This is a genomic window from Pseudomonas sp. Root71 (assembly GCF_001429045.1).
In the GTDB taxonomy this organism is placed as follows: domain Bacteria; phylum Pseudomonadota; class Gammaproteobacteria; order Pseudomonadales; family Pseudomonadaceae; genus Aquipseudomonas; species Aquipseudomonas monachiensis.
In genome coordinates, this window is the sequence record NZ_LMHY01000028.1 from 58772 (window position 1) to 75605 (window position 16834).

The 16834-nt window shown below is 61.4% G+C and carries 10 protein-coding genes; 3 read left to right on the forward strand and 7 right to left on the reverse strand.

The features are described from left to right. Positions 1-125: 125 nt before the first annotated feature. The 7 genes from ASD95_RS22700 to tpx form a co-directional block, all read right to left on the reverse strand. Positions 126-872: an SDR family oxidoreductase gene (locus tag ASD95_RS22700; protein ID WP_056727529.1), complete on the reverse strand. Its 747-nt coding sequence runs from the start codon at positions 870-872 to the stop codon at positions 126-128. Between the two features lie 98 nt (positions 873-970). Then, positions 971-3088 (reverse strand): putative bifunctional diguanylate cyclase/phosphodiesterase, encoded by a 2118-nt coding sequence (locus ASD95_RS22705; protein ID WP_056727530.1) that lies wholly within the window; start codon positions 3086-3088, stop codon positions 971-973. Between the two features lie 281 nt (positions 3089-3369). Beyond that, entirely contained in the window at positions 3370-4851 is a 1482-nt protein-coding gene (locus ASD95_RS22710) for an efflux transporter outer membrane subunit (RefSeq protein ID WP_056727532.1), read from the reverse strand. After that, positions 4848-7955 carry an efflux RND transporter permease subunit gene (locus tag ASD95_RS22715; RefSeq protein ID WP_056727534.1) on the reverse strand — a complete coding sequence of 1036 codons (3108 nt, stop codon included), beginning with the start codon at positions 7953-7955 and terminating at the stop codon, positions 4848-4850. Before ASD95_RS22715 ends, ASD95_RS22710 begins: the two co-directional genes overlap by 4 nt. 148 nt (positions 7956-8103) lie before the next feature. After that, on the reverse strand, positions 8104-11199 hold the full coding sequence (locus tag ASD95_RS22720) for an MdtB/MuxB family multidrug efflux RND transporter permease subunit (protein WP_056727536.1): 3096 nt from the start codon (positions 11197-11199) through the stop codon (positions 8104-8106). Next, positions 11196-12512, reverse strand: coding sequence for an MdtA/MuxA family multidrug efflux RND transporter periplasmic adaptor subunit (locus tag ASD95_RS22725; RefSeq protein WP_056727538.1), 1317 nt, complete (start codon positions 12510-12512; stop codon positions 11196-11198). The genes ASD95_RS22720 and ASD95_RS22725 overlap by 4 nt, the downstream gene beginning before the upstream one ends. 177 nt (positions 12513-12689) lie before the next feature. After that, on the reverse strand, positions 12690-13190 hold the full coding sequence (gene tpx, locus ASD95_RS22730; RefSeq protein ID WP_056727540.1) for a thiol peroxidase: 501 nt from the start codon (positions 13188-13190) through the stop codon (positions 12690-12692). 308 nt (positions 13191-13498) lie between these two features. On the opposite strand from tpx, the gene ASD95_RS22735 reads away from it, so the two are divergent. The 3 genes from ASD95_RS22735 (at position 13499) to ASD95_RS22745 (ending at position 16827) form a co-directional block, all read left to right on the forward strand. Further along, positions 13499-13924: a YciI family protein gene (locus ASD95_RS22735; RefSeq protein ID WP_056727543.1), complete on the forward strand. Its 426-nt coding sequence runs from the start codon at positions 13499-13501 to the stop codon at positions 13922-13924. A 536-nt stretch (positions 13925-14460) separates the two neighbouring features. Next, positions 14461-15864, forward strand: coding sequence for a DUF1254 domain-containing protein (locus ASD95_RS22740; RefSeq protein ID WP_056727545.1), 1404 nt, complete (start codon positions 14461-14463; stop codon positions 15862-15864). A 12-nt stretch (positions 15865-15876) separates the two neighbouring features. Further along, complete coding sequence (locus ASD95_RS22745; protein WP_056727546.1) at positions 15877-16827, forward strand: SphA family protein; 951 nt, start codon at positions 15877-15879, stop codon at positions 16825-16827. The last annotated feature ends 7 nt before the right edge of the window (positions 16828-16834 follow it).

Here is a 16834-nt window from a genome sequence, read left to right on the forward strand (position 1 = left end):
TTCGCGAGCAAGCCCGCTCCCACAAGGGTTTATCGGTGTACACAATATCTGTGAACACTGGAGATCCACTGTGGGAGCGAGCTTGCTCGCGATGAGGCCAGCGCAAACAACGCCGGTTTCAGGAGTTAACGCCCACCACCAAGATCAACAAAAGTCCCGGTCGCATAAGAAGCCTTGTCCGACAGCAACCAGACAATCGCCTCCGCCACTTCATCCGGGCGCCCGCCACGGGCCATCGGGATCGCCGACTCCAGCTTGCTGACCCGATCCGGGTCACCGCTCAAGGCATGGAAATCGGTATAGATGTACCCCGGACGCACGGCGTTGACCCGAATCCCCTCACCCGCCACTTCCTTGGACAGGCCGATGGTGAAGGTGTCCAGCGCGCCCTTGGATGCGGCGTAATCCACGTACTCGTTGGGCGATCCCAAGCGCGAGGCGACCGACGAGACGTTGACGATGCTCCCGCCCTGCCCGCCGTGCCTGGGCGACATGCGCAGGATCGCGTGCTTGGCGCAGAGGATCGGCGCCAGGACGTTGGTTTTCATGATTTTCAGAATGCGGAACTCGGACATTTCGTCGACCCGGGACTTCTGCCCGACGGTGCCGGCGTTGTTCACCAGCGCGGTGACCCGGCCCAGCTCACTGTCTACCCGATTGAACAGGGCGATGACTTCGTCTTCGATACTGACGTCGGCCCGTACCGCAATGGCTTGCGCACCGAGGGCGCGGACTTGCTCCAGCACGCCGAGTGCGGCCTGTTCGTCCGCCTGATAATTGATGCAGATCCGATAGCCCTGCGCGGCGGCCAACAGCGCGGTGGCGGCACCAATGCCGCGGCTACCGCCGGTGATGACGATGACTTTGTCCATGCGAGCTTTCCCCCCAATCAAAGCTTAAGCGGTCGGGGGCAAGAATAACTGCCATTGGCGGTTTTTGCATTGCTTCACATCAGCTGTCATGTCGGTTGTCATGTCATCGACATCTCGCGCTCGGCACTGGCTTTCAATTGCTCGACCAATTGCTCCCCGCGCTGGATTTCCACCATGAATCCTGCGGCGGGCAGCGGATGCCCCAGCAGGTAACCCTGCAACGAATCACAGCCGAGTTGAGTCAGGAAGTCCTGCTGCACGCCGGTTTCCACGCCTTCGGCGACGATGCGCAACCCCAGCGCCTGGCCGAGGGCGACGATGGCCGAAACGATGGCAGCGTCGTCGCTGTCGTGCTCCAGGTCCCGGACGAAACCACGATCGATCTTCAGTTCGTTGGCTGGCAGGCGCTTGAGGTACATCAAGCTCGAATAGCCGGTACCAAAGTCATCGATGGACAGGTCAACGCCCATTTCCGACAGCTCTTGCAGCACCGTCATGCTCGCGTCGGCATCGCTCATGGCGGTGGTTTCGGTGATTTCCAGGGTCAGGCTGTTGGCCGGCAGATGGTGCGTCGCCAGCGCCTTGGCGACGCTCTGGACCAGCCCGGCATGGCAAAACTGAATGGCCGACAGGTTCACCGCGATGCGCCAGTCGGTGTAGCCCAGCACGTACCACTCGCGCATCTGGCGGCACGCTTCGTTGAGCACCCACTCGCCGATCGGAATGATCAGCCCGGTTTTTTCCGCCATTTCAATGAATTTGTCCGGCAGCAGCATCCCTTGCGTCGGGTGCTCCCAGCGCAACAAGGCCTCGGCGCCCACTGGCCGGCCATTGGCGGCATCGAACTTGGGCTGGTAATGCAGGCTGAATTCCTGCTGTTCCACGGCATTGCGCAGGTCCTGCAGCAATTGCAGCTGTTTGCGAGCGTTGCTGTTCATCGAGGCATCGAAAAAGCTGTAGCCGTTTTTACCCGCGCCTTTGGCGTGATACATCGCCGCGTCGGCATTCATCAGCAATTCATGGGCGGACTGGCCGTTACCCGGGTAAAGCGCGATGCCGACGCTGGCGGAAATGTGCAAATCATGTTCGGCAACCCGGAACGCGCGCGCGATCAGCCCGACCTGACGGGCTGCCAGGTTCAAGGCGTCGTTCTGTTCGCTCAATTGCACCAGCAACACGAACTCATCGCCGCCGATCCGCGCCAGGGTGTCCTGGCTGCGCAACTCTTCGCGCAGGCGCACGGCCACTTCGCGCAACAGCAGATCGCCCATGTGGTGGCCGAAGGCATCGTTGACCGGTTTGAAGCCGTCCAGGTCGATGAACATCAGGGCAAAGCACCCCCCGTCCTCCTGGACCCGGGACATGGCCTGATCGATTCGATCGGCGAGCAGCGTCCGGTTCGGCAACCCGGTGAGGGTGTCGTGCAGGGCCAGTTGGGTCAGCTCACGGTTGGCCTCGGTCAGCGATCGGGCCAGGCTCGCGGTGCGCGCCTCCAGGCGTGCATCGAGGATCGAGGTCAGCAAGGCAATGCTCAGCACCGCCAACGTGGTGATCAGCACCAGGTTGTCCAGGCCGTTACCGCTCAATCCATTGACCTCCGCGCCACAAAAACTGCCGTCGGCAAAGCGTGCGGCGGCCATCCCGGTGTAGTGCATGCCGACGATGGCGATACCCATGACCACGGCGGCACCGCCACGGATCAGACGGACGTGAGGCGTGTGCTGGCGCAGATGGAAAGCGATCCACAATGCCGCGCCCGAAGCACCGACCGCGATCAGCAGCGAGACGCCGAACAACGTCGGGTCGTAGTCGATGCCCGGCTGCATGCGCATGGCGGCCATGCCGGTGTAGTGCATCGCGCTGATGCCGGCCCCCATGACCAATGCGCCAAAGGCCAGCTGCCAGGCCGGCAATTGCGGCTGGCTGACCAGCCACAGCGCGAAACCGCTGGAGAGCACGCCGATCAGCAGCGACAACAGAGTGATGGCGCCGTCGTACCCAAGGTCGATCGGCAACTTGAACGCGAGCATGCCGATAAAGTGCATCGACCAGATGCCGATGCCCATGGCAACGGCTCCGCCAGCGGTCCACAAATGCACGGCGCGACCTTTGGCGGTGGCAATGCGTCCGGTCAGGTCGAGTGCGGTGTATGAGGCGAGAATCGCTACACAGAGCGAAATGATGACCAGGGTGGGGGAATAGCTGCCGATGAGCATGGAGACTTCTCGCGAATGCCCCCCTTATTGGTATTGATTCTCGCAGGGGGAAAATGCGGCGATTGTACTGATTCCAAATGAGAACGCACTCACAAAATGAGCAAAGGGCCATCAGTCCGATGAAACGCTTGTTTTAAGGTTTTACATTAACTTGTTTCAAGCTGCCGGCACCTGACAAAACCTGTGGGAGCGAGCTTGCTCGCGATAGCGGTGGGTCAGGCAACGTCCATGCTGAATGTGACGCAGCCATCGCGAGCAAGCTCGCTCCCACAGGGATTACGCTATCGGTTTTCGCTCACCTCAAGCTGCCCGTCCCAGCCACCTCCCAACGCTGCAATCAACTGCACGCTGGCTAACAAGCGGCTTTGCAGCAGATCGAGGTTGCTGCGCTCATTGTTCAGCGCCGCCGCCTGGGTCACCACCACATCGATATACGCGATCAAGCCGGCCTTGTACTGGTTCTGGGTCAGGCGCAACGATTCCCGGGCCGCATCCAGTGCCTGTTGGCGCACGACAGCTTCGTCCTGCAGCACCTTGAGCTGCACCAGGAAGTTTTCCACTTCGCGAAAGCCGTCCAGCACGGTCTGGCGGTACTTGGCCACCGTTTCGTCATAGGCCGCTTCACTGCGGTCGACTTCCGCCGAGCGCTGGCCGCCGTCGAACAGGGTCATGGCCAATTGCGGTCCGACCGACCAGAAGCGGTTCGGCAGGCTGATCCAGTTGGAATAAGTGCTGCTGCTGTAACCGCCGTTCATGCTCAGGGTCAGGTCGGGGTAATAGGCGGCCTTGGCCACGCCGATGTTGGCGTTGGCGGCCATCACCGAGCGCTCGGCCGACGCGATGTCCGGGCGACGTTCCAGCAGCTGCGAAGGCAGTGCCAGCGGTACTTGCGGCAACTGCGGGATGTCCTGGCTTTCCGCCAGGCTGAATTGCGCTGGCGGCAGGCCGATCAGCACGGCAATGGCGTTCTCGAACTGGGCGCGCTGCCAGATCAGGTCGATCATATCGGCTTCGGTGCCTTTGAGCTGTGTCTGGGCCTGGGCCACCGCGTCCTTGCCCGAAACACCGGCGCGGTACTGGTTCTCGGTCATCTTCAACGAACGCCGATAAGCCTCGACCGTGTCCTGGAGCAAGCGTTTCTGGCCATCGATCACCCGCAGTTGCAGGTAATTCTGCACCAGCTCCGACTGTTGACTCAGGCGCATGGCCGCCAGGTCGGCAAAGCTTGCCTGGGCATTCGCAGTGTCGGCTTCGAGGCCTCGGCGCAGCTTGCCCCACACATCCGCTTCCCAACTGACGCCCGCCTGGGCCGAGTACGTGTCGCGAATACCGCTGGACGAACTGCTCAGGCTGGAGCTGCTGCTACCGGTGCCCTGGCTAGAACGGTTCTTGCTGACGTTCAGGTCCACCGTCGGGAAAAACGCCCCCCGTGCGCTACGCACCAAGGCCTGGGCCTGGCGGTACTGCGCCTCGGACTGGGCGACGGTCTGGTTGGCGCTGTTGAGTTTTTCGATCAGCTCGTTGAGCTGCCGGTCGCCATACAACTCCCACCACGCGCCGCGCGCCAGGGCATCGCTGGGGTTGGCCTGCCGCCAGCCCTCTGCGGCCTTGTACTGCGCAGGCTCCGCTGTTTGCGGGCGCTGGTAATCCGGGCCGACGGCGCAGGCACTGAGCATCGCCACGCACAGTGACAGGCTCAACAGGCGCGAGCCTCGGGCCGTGAGCAGCGGTGCAGCCAGGTTGAAAAGCGAACGGTCAGTCATAGCGGAGTTTCCAGAGCAGCATCGGTACGCACCCCGCGCCATTTATTGAAGCGATGGCGCAGTCTGTCGAGATAGAGGTAAACCACCGGGGTGGTGTAAAGCGTCAGCACCTGGCTGAAGATCAGCCCGCCGATGATGGTCAGGCCCAGGGGCTGGCGCATTTCCGCCCCTTCGGCGCGGCTCATCAGCAAAGGCAAGGCACCGAGGATCGCCGCCAGGGTGGTCATCAGGATTGGCCGCAAACGTTGCAGGCAGGCGCTGCGGATCGACTCCAGCGGGGCCATGCCCTGGCTTCGTTCCAGTTGCAACGCCAGGTCGATCATCAGGATCGCGTTTTTCTTCACCACGCCGATCAGCAGAAACAGCCCCAGCAACGAAATAAGGCTGAACTCGCCGCCCAGCGCGTAGATCGACAGCAAGGCACCGACCCCGGCCGACGGCAGGGTCGAGAGAATCGTCAGCGGGTGTATGTAGCTTTCATACAACACACCCAAGACCAGATACACCGCCACCAGCGCCCCCAAAATCATCCACGGCTGACTTTTTTGAGTCGCCGCGAAAGCGTCGGCTGTGCCGGCCATTTTAGCGATCACGTCTTCGGGCAGGCCGACCTTGGCAATCGCCCGCTCGATGGCGGCACCGCCCTGCTCCACGGTCACGCCTTCGGCCATGTCGAAGGCAATGCTCTCCGAGGCGAACTGGCCTTCGTGGCTGACCCGGTCGTTTTCCAGGCTGTTTTCGTAATGGGCGATGGTCGACAGCGGGATCCGCGCGCCGTCAGCGGTGATCACCTGGACCTGCTTGAGGGTGATCGGGTCCTGGGCGTATTTCGGATTGACCTCCATCACCACCTGATACTGGTTGAGGCTGTCGTAGATGGTCGATATCTGCCGCTGGCTGTAGGCGTTATTAAGCACCGCCGTGACCATGTCCATGTCGACACCCAGGCGCTTGGCCTGGTCACGGTCGACGATCAGGGTCACTTGCCGGGCGCCGCGGCCTTCGCGCGCATCGATCGCCGTCAGCTCCGGCAAGGCCTTGAGCGCGGTGACGACTTTCGGATACCACTCGCGCAATGCCCCCAGGTCCCCGCTCTGCAGGATGTACGAGTACTGCGAGGTGGTCTGCTCGCGACCGCCACCGAATTGCAGGTCCTGGTCTGCCATGAGCATCAGTTGTGCCCCGGGGACCTTGGGCATTTCCTTGCGCAGGCGTTCGATGACCTTCTGCGCGGAAATGCTGCGCTCCTTGATCGGTTTGAGGCGCACCAGCATGAAGGCGTTGTTGGTGCCGTTGTTGCCGCCAATGAACCCGGCGACGCTTTCTACTGCCTCATCCTTCAACACCGCCCGGCGGAAAATCTCCATCTTCGGCTGCATCACACTGAACGACAGGCCGTCGTCGCCGCGCACGAAACCGATCAGCTGACCGGTATCCTGTTGCGGCATAAATGTTTTAGGAACAACTACATACAGCGCAATGTTCACGCCGATTGTCACAAACAGACTGAGCAAGGTCAGGCGCTTGTGGCGCAGCACCCAGTCGAGGCTGGTGGCGTATTTGCCGACCATCCAGTCGTTGGCCCGCCGACTCCAGCGTTGCAGGCGGTTCTCCTGTCCCGGCGTGTGCGGCTTGAGCCAGCGGGCGCAGAGCATCGGGGTCAGGGTCAACGACACCACCAGAGAAACCACGATGGCCGCCGCCAGAGTGATGGAGAATTCGCGGAACAGGCTTTCAATGATCCCGCCCATGAACAGAATCGACAGGAAAACCGCCACCAGCGACACGTTCATCGACAGCAAGGTAAAGCCGACTTCCTGGGCACCCAGGTACGCCGCGCGCATCGGCCGCACGCCTTCGTCGATGTGCCGGGAAATGTTCTCCAGCACCACGATGGCATCGTCCACCACCAGCCCCGTGGCCAGGATCAACGCCATCAGCGACAGGTTGTTCAACGAAAAGCCGTAGAGGTACATCACGGCAAAGGTGCCGACCAGCGACACCGGCACCGCCAGGGTCGGGATCAGCGAAGCGCGGAAGTTACCGAGGAACAGAAACACCACCAGGATCACCAGCGCCACGGCGATCAGCAGGGTCATTTCCGCCTCGTGCAGCGTGGCCTTGATCACCGGCGAGCGGTCCATGGCCAGGTTCAGCTTGACGCTGGCCGGCAGCACCGCCTGCAACGCCGGCAACTGCGCCTTGATCTCGTTGACCGTCTCGATGATGTTGGCGCCGGCCTGCCGGTTGATCACCAGCAGCACCGCCGCGTCATCGTTGAAGAAACCGCTGTTGTAGCGGTCCTCGACGCCATCGCTGACCTTGGCCACATCCTTCAGGCGCAGGGCCGCGCCGCCGTTGTAGTGGATGATCAGCGATTCGTAGTCCTTGGCTTTTTCCAGCTGGTCGTTGGCCTGGACCTGCCACAGCCGTTGATCATCTTCCACCGAGCCCTTGGGCCGGCGCACGTTGGCGTTGGCGATGGTGTTGCGCACATCGTCCAGGGCCACGCCGTACTGGTTCAACGACTGCGGTTCGAGTTCGATACGTACCGCCGGCAGCGAGCTGCCACCGATCTGCACCTCGCCGACGCCCTGCACCTGGGACAGGCTCTGGGACAGGATCGTCGAGGCCAGGTCATAGAGCTGACCTTTTTCCAGCACATCCGACGTCAGCGACAGCACCATGATCGGCGCCTGGGACGGGTTGACCTTCTTGTAGGTCGGCATGCTGCGCATCCCGCTCGGCAGCAGTGTGCGCGAGGCGTTGATCGCCGCCTGCACTTCCCGCGCCGCGCCATTGATGTCGCGGTCCAGGTCGAATTGCAGGATCACCCGGGTCGAACCCTGGCTGGAGCGGCTGCTCATGGTGTTGACCCCGGCAATGCTGCCGAAGGAGCGCTCCAGAGGCGTGGCCACGGTCGATGCCATCACCTCGGGGCTGGCCCCGGGCAGGCTGGCCTGGACCACGATCACCGGAAAGTCCATTTGCGGCAGAGGCGACACGGGCAGCAAACCGAAGCTCACACCGCCCAGCAGCATGATCGCCAGGCTCAGCAACATGGTCGCGACCGGGCGCTTGATGAAAGGTCCCGAAAGGTTCATCGATGATTGCCCCCCGCACCAACCCACGAGCCCTGCTGCCCCCCTGTGGGAGCGGGCTTGCTCGCGAAGAGGGCCTTGCATTCAACATTCCTGTCGACTGACCGGACGCCTTCGCGAGCAAGCCCGCTCCCACAGGTTCTGCGGGGCGTCATACCGTCGTCTCCTGAGCGTCGGCCTTGCCAAAACGACGACCGAGACGATCGAAGTACAGGTAGATCACAGGCGTGGTGAACAAGGTCAGAATCTGACTCAGCAACAGGCCGCCGACCATCACCAGACCCAGCGGCTGGCGCAGTTCCGCGCCGGAACCGGTGGCCAGCATCAACGGTACGGCACCGAACAGCGCGGCCAGGGTGGTCATCAGGATCGGCCGGAAACGCAGCAAAGCCGCCTGATAGATCGCCGTTTGCGGGTCCATGCCCTGGTTGCGCTCGGCGTCGAGGGCGAAGTCGATCATCATGATCGCGTTCTTCTTCACGATGCCGATCAGCAGAATGATGCCGATGATCGCGATCATGCCCAGGTCGTTGCCGCTCAGGATCAACGCCAGCAAGGCGCCCACCGCCGCCGACGGCAGGGTCGATAGAATGGTAATCGGGTGGATGTAGCTCTCGTAGAGCACGCCCAGCACGATGTACATGGTCACCACCGCCGCCAGAATCAGCAGCAAGGTGCTCGACAACGAAGCCTGGAACGCCTCGGCCGCGCCCTGGAACTGGGTCTGCACGCCAATCGGCATGCCGATGTCCTTCTGCACCTGCTCGATGATCTCGACCGCATGCCCCAGCGCCACGCCGGGCGCCAGGTTGAAAGACATCATCACCGCCGGGAACTGGCCGATGTGGGTGATCGCCAGTTGCGCCTGGCGCTCTTCGATGCGCGCCAGGCTGGACAGGCGCACCTGCCCGCCATCGGTGGTCTTGACGTGAATCTGCTCCAGCGCCTGCGGGCCGATCTTCTCCCCGGACTGCGATTGCAGCACCACGCGGTACTGACTGGCCTGGGTGTAGATCGTGGAAATCTGCCGCTGACCAAAGGCGTCGTACAGCGCATCGGTGATGTTCGACACCGACACCCCGACCCGCGAAGCCGCATCGCGGTCGATCACCAGGTAAACCTGTAAGCCCTTGTCCTGCAAATCGCTGGCAACGTCGGTCAATTCCGGTCGGTCGGCCAGGGCCTCGACCAGGCGCCCGCTCCACAGGCTCAGCAACTCAGAGTCCGGCGACGACATGCTGAACTGGTACTGCGTGCGGCTGACCCGGTCTTCGATGGTCAGGTCCTGCACCGGCTGCATGAACAGGCGGATACCGACCAGTTTGTCCAGCTCCGGTTGCAGCCGGGCAATCACTTGCGTGGCGCTCAGGTCGCGGTCGCGATGCGATTTGAGGTTGATCAGCAACCGGCCGCTGTTGAGGGTCGAGTTATCGCCATCAACGCCAATGTAGGAAGAGAGGCTCTCGACCGCCGGGTCGGCCAGGATCACCTTGGCCAGTTCCTGCTGGCGCTCGCTCATGGCGGCGAAGGAAATCGATTGCGGTGCTTCGGAAATGCCCTGGATGACGCCAGTGTCCTGCACCGGGAAGAAGCCCTTGGGCACCACCATGTAGAGGAATACCGTCAGCGCCAAAGTGCCGATGGCCACCATCAGGGTCAGCGGCTGGTGCTTGAGCACCCACTGCAACTTGCGTCCGTAGGCGGCGATCATCCAGTCGATGAACGCGCCGCTGGCACGGTAGAAACGGCCCTGCTCGGCTTCCTTGGGCTCACGCTTGAGCAACCGCGCGCACATCATCGGCGTCAGGGTCAGGGAAACCACCAGGGAAATCAGGATCGCCACCGCCAGGGTGATGGCGAACTCTCGGAACAAGCGCCCGACCACGTCCGCCATGAACAGCAGCGGGATCAGCACGGCGATCAGCGACAATGTCAGTGAGATCAGGGTGAAACCGATCTGTTTGGCGCCCTTTAGCGCCGCGTTCAGCGGGCTGTCGCCCTCTTCGATGAATCGGGAAATGTTCTCCAGCATGACGATCGCATCGTCCACCACGAAACCGGTGGCGATGGTCAGGGCCATCAGGGTCAGGTTGTTGACCGAGAAGCCCGCCAGGTACATCACGCCGAACGTACCGACCAGCGACAGCGGCACGGCCACCGACGGAATGATCGTGGCGCTGGCGCGACGCAGGAACAGGAAGGTGACCATGACCACCAGGGCGATGGCGATCAGCAATTCGTGTTGCACGTCCTTGACCGAGGCGCGAATGGTCTGGGTGCGGTCGGTCAGCACCATCACGTCGAGGCCGGCCGGCAGGTTGTCGGTGATGCTTGGCAGCAGGGCCTTGATCCGGTCCACTACCTCGATCACGTTGGCACCGGGTTGACGCTGGATGTTCAGCAATACGGCCTGGTTCTCGTTGGCCCACGCAGCGAGGCGCTCGTTCTCGGCGCCGTCGACGATTTCCGCCACGTCCTTGAGGCGCAACGGTGCGCCATTGGCGTAGGCCAGGATCAGGTTGGCGTAGTCCTTGGGCGACGTCAGTTGATCGTTTGCATCGAGCATCGAGACCCGGGTCGGGCCGTCGAAGTTGCCCTTGGGCTGGTTGACGTTGGAGGCGCCTATCAGGGTGCGCACGTCCGACAGGTTCAAACCATTGGCGGCCAGGGCTTCCGGATTGACCTTGATGCGCACGGCCTGGCGTTGGCCACCGGCAATGCTGACCATGCCGACGCCGCTGATCTGGGCAATCTTTTGCGCCATGCGGGTGTCGACCAGGTCATTGAGCTTGGGCAGCAACATGGTCTTTGAGGTGATGGCCAGGGTCAGCACCGGCGTATCGGCCGGGTTGACCTTGTTGTACACCGGCGGCGCCGGCAGATCCTTGGGCAACAGGTTGGTCGCGGCGTTGATCGCCGCCTGCACTTGTTGCTCGGCCACGTCCATGTTGATGTCGAGGCTGAAACGCAGGGTCAGCACCGACGCGCCACCGGAGCTGGTGGAGGCCATTTGCGTCAGGCCGGGCATCTGCCCGAACTGACGCTCAAGTGGCGCGGTCACTGCGCTGGTCATGACATCCGGGCTGGCGCCGGGGTACAGGGTCATAACGCGAATGGTCGGGTAATCGACCTGGGGCAGCGCCGACACCGGCAGCAGCCGATAGGCGATGACGCCGGCCAGGATAATGGCCAGCATGCTCAGGGTGGTGGCTACCGGGCGAAGGATGAACAGCCGCGAGAGATTCATGCGCCGCCCTTTTTCGCCTTGTCGGTGGTCGCGGGCGTTGCCGCGTTGACCGCCGACTTGCCTTGCAGGTGTTCGGTTGGCGTGGTCGGCACGTCCTGGCTGTCGTTGACCACCTCCACGTCGCTGCCGTCCTTCAGGCGGTCGGTGCCTTCCAATACGACCCGGTCGCCCGCCGACAGGCCTTCGGTGACCACGGTGTTCACGCCGTCACTGGCGCCGACTTTCAACTGACGGATCTTGACCTTCTTGTCACCGTCCATGGCATAGGCGAACGTGCCGTTGGTGCCGAACTGGATCGCGGCCGAAGGCGCCAGCACTACGTCTTTGAGGGTGTCGGCCAGCAGGCGTACATTGACGAACTGGTTGGGGAACAGCGACTGATCGCGGTTCTCGAAACGGGCCTTGAATTTCAGGGTGCCGGTGGTGACGTCGATCTGGTTGTCCAGGCTCTGCAATACGCCAGTGGCCTGCAGTTTGGTATCGCCACGATCCCAGGCTTCAGCCGACAGTTTGGCGCCGCTGCGATAACGGGCCAGCACGGTGTCCAGGCTGTTTTCCGGGAGGGTGAAGGCCACGCTGATCGGCTGGGTCTGGGTGATGATCGCCAGTGCGGTGGTGTCGTTGGCCGCGACCAGGTTGCCGACGTCCAGTTGACGCAGACCAACGCGACCGGTGATCGGTGCGCGGATCCGGGTGAATTCGAGGTTGAGCTTGGCATCGTTGACCGCCGCCTGATTGGTCTTGACCGTGCCCTGGAACTGACCGACCAGCGCTTCGGCGGTGTCCAGGGTCTGCTTGGCAATACTGTCTTCGCGGTACAGGCCGCGATAGCGCTCGACGTCGACCTGGGCGTTTTTCAGCTGCGCCTGATTCTGCAGCAAGGTGCCTTCGGCCTGGAGCAAGGCATTCTGGTAAGGGCGCGGGTCGATTTCGGCCAGCAGGTCGCCGGCCTTGACCATCTGCCCTTCTTCGAAATAGATCTTGACCAGTTCACCGCCGACGCGGCTGCGCACATTGATGGTGTTCAGCGCCGTGACTGTGCCCAGCGCCTTGAAATACAGCGGGAAATCACCCTTGACCGCTTGCGCCACGCGCACCGGTACCGGCCCGGACGCGCCACCGAATCCAGGGCGCATCCCGCCCGACCTGCCGGTATGCCCGGCGACGGCTTTCTGTCCCGCAGCCTCTTTGGGTGCAGCGCTGCCGGGCCAGAATTTCCAGCACAGGCCAGCGATGACCAACAAGACAAGCAGGCCGAACAGCCAGCGACGAGGACTACGGGAAGCGGAGGATTGCATTGAGTGATCAACCATTGGGCGCGTGGGCTTTTTTACATGAGGCTGAACGATAAGCACTGGCGTGTCTTAAGCAAAGCGCCTTTACCGGCAATTTACCTTTGGCTTACGTAGCAGGAGATTTATCCAAGACACTGAAACACAAATGAAAACGGCCTGGACAGAGCCAGGCCGTTAATAAGTGTAAAGCTACGCTTATTTCAGAACAGCAAGTGCCGCTTCATAGTTCGGCTCGTCGGCGATTTCGCCAACCAGTTCGCTGTGCAGCACGTTGTCGTTTTCGTCCAGAACCACCACGGCACGGGCGGTCAGGCCTTTGAGCGGGCCGTCGGCGATGGCCACGCCGTAGTTCTCGATGAACTCGGCACCGCGCAGGGTCGACAGGTTCTGTACGTTTTCCAGGCCTTCGGCGCCGCAGAAACGGGCCTGGGCGAACGGCAGGTCAGCGGAGATGCACAGTACGACAGTGTTGGCCACGTCGCTGGCCTTGGCGTTGAACTGGCGCACGGAAGTGGCGCAGGTCGGGGTATCGACGCTTGGGAAGATGTTCAGCACTTTGCGCTTGCCGGCAAAGTCTTTCAGGGTGACGTCGGACAGATTGCCGGCAACCAGGGAAAAGGCTGGCGCCTTGGAACCGGCTTGTGGCAGTTGGCCGTTGACTTGAACCGGATTGCCTTTAAGGGTGACTTGAGCCATGAACGGAGTCCTTCTGAACGTTGTGGTGGAGAATTTTGGCGAGGCCGAAGTTAACCATGAAATTGTCCTACGACCTATGGCCAAACATAAATTGTCATGTAACAGGGCATAAAACTGGATACAACCCACAACCCTGTGTTAACCGAACAAGCCGGCAAAAGTACAGAGTACGCCTTCGCCCGCCGCCTCCCTCGGCTCATGACGAAAGGCACAGGTCATCGGCGAAAACTTTTGTTAACACTCTGTCGAATTGCTCCACCGTCGTTCGACTATAAATCGAGCCACTCAACTGCAACGGAGACGACACCATGCGATTCATGATCATCATCAAGGCCAGCCAGGATTCCGAAGCCGGCGTCATGCCCAGCCAGGAACTGCTGACGGCCATGGGCAACTACAACGAAGAACTGGTCAAGGCCGGTATCATGCTAGCGGGCGAAGGCCTGCACCCGAGCAGTAAAGGCGCACGGGTAAAGTTTTCCGGTGGCAAACACACGGTGATCGACGGCCCCTTCATCGAAACCAAGGAACTGATCGCCGGTTTCTGGTTGTGGAAAGTGAAGTCAAAAGAAGAAGCCATCGAATGGGTCAAGCGCTGCCCCAACCCGATGCCGGGCACCGAGGCCGAGATCGAGATTCGCCAGGTGTTTGAAGCCGAAGATTTTGGTGCCGAGTTCACACCGGAACTGCGCGAGCAGGAAGAGCGGGTTTGGGAGCAGGCGAAGAAAAACTGAACCTCCCGGTGGGAGCGAGCCTGCTCGCTCCCACCGGATTCGCACCCACCCGCAAGCCTGCATCCTCCCCCTCCTTATCACCTCAAAGCGGCAACCCCTTGTTTCGTATTAACTTCTTAGTACACAAAAAACACCGAGAACCTGCACACAAAACGAAAGAATTAACCCATTCGACTGGCTAACTCATGTTTAGATGCTTAACTCTATCTGACGCGTCCTACGGCTCGTTCAGAAACGGATTACGGAGTAACGGCCAAAAACAAGGCCGAGTATCCAATGAGCCACCAGGGAATCGGGGGAATCATGTCGAAAAATATGGAGATGCGCGCCTTTCTTTTGGCGAGTCTGCACACGCCTTGCCTTTATACCCGGGCACACCCCAACACTCCGTCCAACCTGCCGCCCGCCGAAAGATGCTCGGCTGACACGCCTTTCTTTCCTGCGCTCCACTCCGTCCGGATTGAGCGCCCACGACTCCCTCAAAGTGTTCACCGCACGACTGCCGCACGAGCAGCTCAGGCCATAAGGACCAATCCATGAACGTTGCCCTTCGCGCAACCGGCTTCAGCCTGATTGCGCTGAGTACCAGCACCTGGGCCGACTTCACTGCCACCCCCGACGAAGCCCGGGCCATCGCCAAGGAAGCCTATTTGTATGGATTCCCGGTAGTAGAGATGTACAAGACGCTCTACACCCAGGCCGTGGACAAGAAGAGCCCGAACTTCAAGGCACCGTTCAACCAGATCGGCAACACCGCCAAGGCCTTCACCGCCAAGGACACCGCGTTTGTCACGCCGAACGCCGACACGCCCTACTCCTTTGTCTGGATGGATTTACGCGCCGAGCCGCTGGTACTGACCCTGCCGCCCATCGAAGAACATCGTTATTACTCGGTGCAACTGATCGACGCCTATACGCAGAACTTTGCCTACCTGGGCACCCGCAGCACCGGCAACAACGGCGGGCATTTCATGATCGCCGGACCCAACTGGCAGGGCCAGCAACCGCTGAACATCGACCGTCTGCTGCGCAGTGAAAGCAACATCGCCTATGCGCTGTATCGCACACAACTGTTCGATGAGAAGGATCTGGCCAAGGTCAAGCAGATCCAGAAGGGTTACAAGGTCGAAACCCTGAGTCATTACGACAAACAAAAGGCGCCAACCGCCGCACCGAAGATCGACTGGCCAAAACCCACGCCGACCATGAGCGAAACCCCGGACCTGTTCCGCTACCTGAACTTCATGCTGGCGTTCGCCCCGGCCCAGGACGTGGAAAAAGAGCTGCTGGCGCGCTTCGCGAAAATCGGCATTGAGGCCGGCAAGCCTTTCAACGTCAACACACTCAGCACCGAGCAGCGCAAAGCACTGGAGGACGGCATCAGCGACGCCAAGGCCGGGTTTGCCGAATTCAAGAAAACCAAGGTCGATACCCACGAGGTCAGCAGCGGTGATTTCTTCGGCACCCGCGATCACCTCAAGGGCAACTACCTGTACCGCTATGCCGGCGCCAACATGGGGATCTTCGGTAACTCCGCCGAAGAGGCGAACTACATCGGTTATTTCGTCGACAAGGATGGTAAACCGGTCGACGCCTCGAAAAATGACTACACCCTGCATTTCGACAAAGGCGCCCTGCCCCCGGCCGATGCGTTCTGGTCCCTGACCCTGTACGACGGCAAGAACAAGCTGCTGGTGGCCAACCCGCTCAATCGCTACCTGATCAACTCGCGCATGCTGCCTGACCTCAAGCTCGATGCCGATGGCGGCCTGACGCTGTACGTGCAGCACAAGGCACCGGTCAAAGACCTGCAAAGCAATTGGCTACCGGCTCCGAACGGCCCCTTCTACGGGATATTGCGGCTGTATTTGCCAAAACCGGAAGTCCGCAACGGCGAATGGAAAATGCCGCTGTTGAACCCCGTCAATCAAAAGCAATAAGTGGAGTCAGTGATGATCAGGCCTTTTGTAGTGCGCCCCCTGTTGTTGGCGCTATGCATGGTCAGCGGCAGCCCGTTGGTACTGGCGGCTGAAGGTGGTGTCGGACGGCCGATTACCGGCCAGCAAGTGTTCTCCAATGCCGGGATCGTGCCGCCGGAGCCGGGCTGGGTCATGTCCCTGACCAGCATCTGGTACGACGGCGACCTCAAGGGCAGCACCCAGGTGCCTTTGGTGGGGGCCGCCAGTACCGGGCTGGACATGAAGGTGTCCTACACCATGGCCAACTTCACCCATGTCTGGGACACCGGCAAGGGTCGCTGGAACTACGCATCGGCCGTTGGCGTTCCGGTGCAGTACACCGACATCTCGGCCAACATCACCGGGCCCCGCGGCCGAACGCTGGGCTCCTCCGACTCAGGCACCCAGTTCGCCGACATGCTGGTGACGCCGATTGCCGCCGGCTATCACTTCGACGAGCTCAACCACATCGCGTTCTCGCTGCCGATCTACGTGCCCACCGGTGCCTACAACGACGACCGCCTGGCCAACCCCGGGCAGAACAACTACACCTTCATGCCGACCGTGGCGTTCACGCATCTGGATGGCAAGGGCGGCGAATTCACGCTGTCGAGCGGCCTGGAGTTCTACACCGAGAACGACGCCACCGATTATCGCAACGGCGATATCTACACCCTCGATGCGCTGTGGACCCACGGTTTTGGCAACGGCTGGAACGCCGGTATCGCCGCCGGTTACATCCAGCAGATCACCGATGACTCGGGGTCGGGTGCCGACAGCGGCTTCCGCGGACGTTCCGTGGGTGCGGGCCCGACAGTGGGCTGGACCGGCAAATTCGCCGACGCCCAGGCCAACTTCAATGCGCGCTGGGTGCCGGAGTTCGACACCAAAAACCGCCCTGAAGGCAATGGATTCAGCGTCAACATGACCCTGGCGTTTTTCTAGGAGACCC

What these genes read in the sequence shown, in the direction of transcription:
- ASD95_RS22740 (WP_056727545.1), top strand. Translation starts at nt 14,461, where the DNA reads ATGAACGTTGCCCTTCGCGCAACCGGCTTCAGCCTGATTGCGCTGAGT.
- ASD95_RS22705 (WP_056727530.1), bottom strand. Translation starts at nt 3,088, where the DNA reads ATGCTCATCGGCAGCTATTCCCCCACCCTGGTCATCATTTCGCTCTGT.
- ASD95_RS22735 (WP_056727543.1), top strand. Translation starts at nt 13,499, where the DNA reads ATGCGATTCATGATCATCATCAAGGCCAGCCAGGATTCCGAAGCCGGC.
- ASD95_RS22745 (WP_056727546.1), top strand. Translation starts at nt 15,877, where the DNA reads ATGATCAGGCCTTTTGTAGTGCGCCCCCTGTTGTTGGCGCTATGCATG.
- ASD95_RS22710 (WP_056727532.1), bottom strand. Translation starts at nt 4,851, where the DNA reads ATGACTGACCGTTCGCTTTTCAACCTGGCTGCACCGCTGCTCACGGCC.
- ASD95_RS22725 (WP_056727538.1), bottom strand. Translation starts at nt 12,512, where the DNA reads ATGGTTGATCACTCAATGCAATCCTCCGCTTCCCGTAGTCCTCGTCGC.
- ASD95_RS22715 (WP_056727534.1), bottom strand. Translation starts at nt 7,955, where the DNA reads ATGAACCTTTCGGGACCTTTCATCAAGCGCCCGGTCGCGACCATGTTG.
- ASD95_RS22720 (WP_056727536.1), bottom strand. Translation starts at nt 11,199, where the DNA reads ATGAATCTCTCGCGGCTGTTCATCCTTCGCCCGGTAGCCACCACCCTG.
- tpx (WP_056727540.1), bottom strand. Translation starts at nt 13,190, where the DNA reads ATGGCTCAAGTCACCCTTAAAGGCAATCCGGTTCAAGTCAACGGCCAA.
- ASD95_RS22700 (WP_056727529.1), bottom strand. Translation starts at nt 872, where the DNA reads ATGGACAAAGTCATCGTCATCACCGGCGGTAGCCGCGGCATTGGTGCC.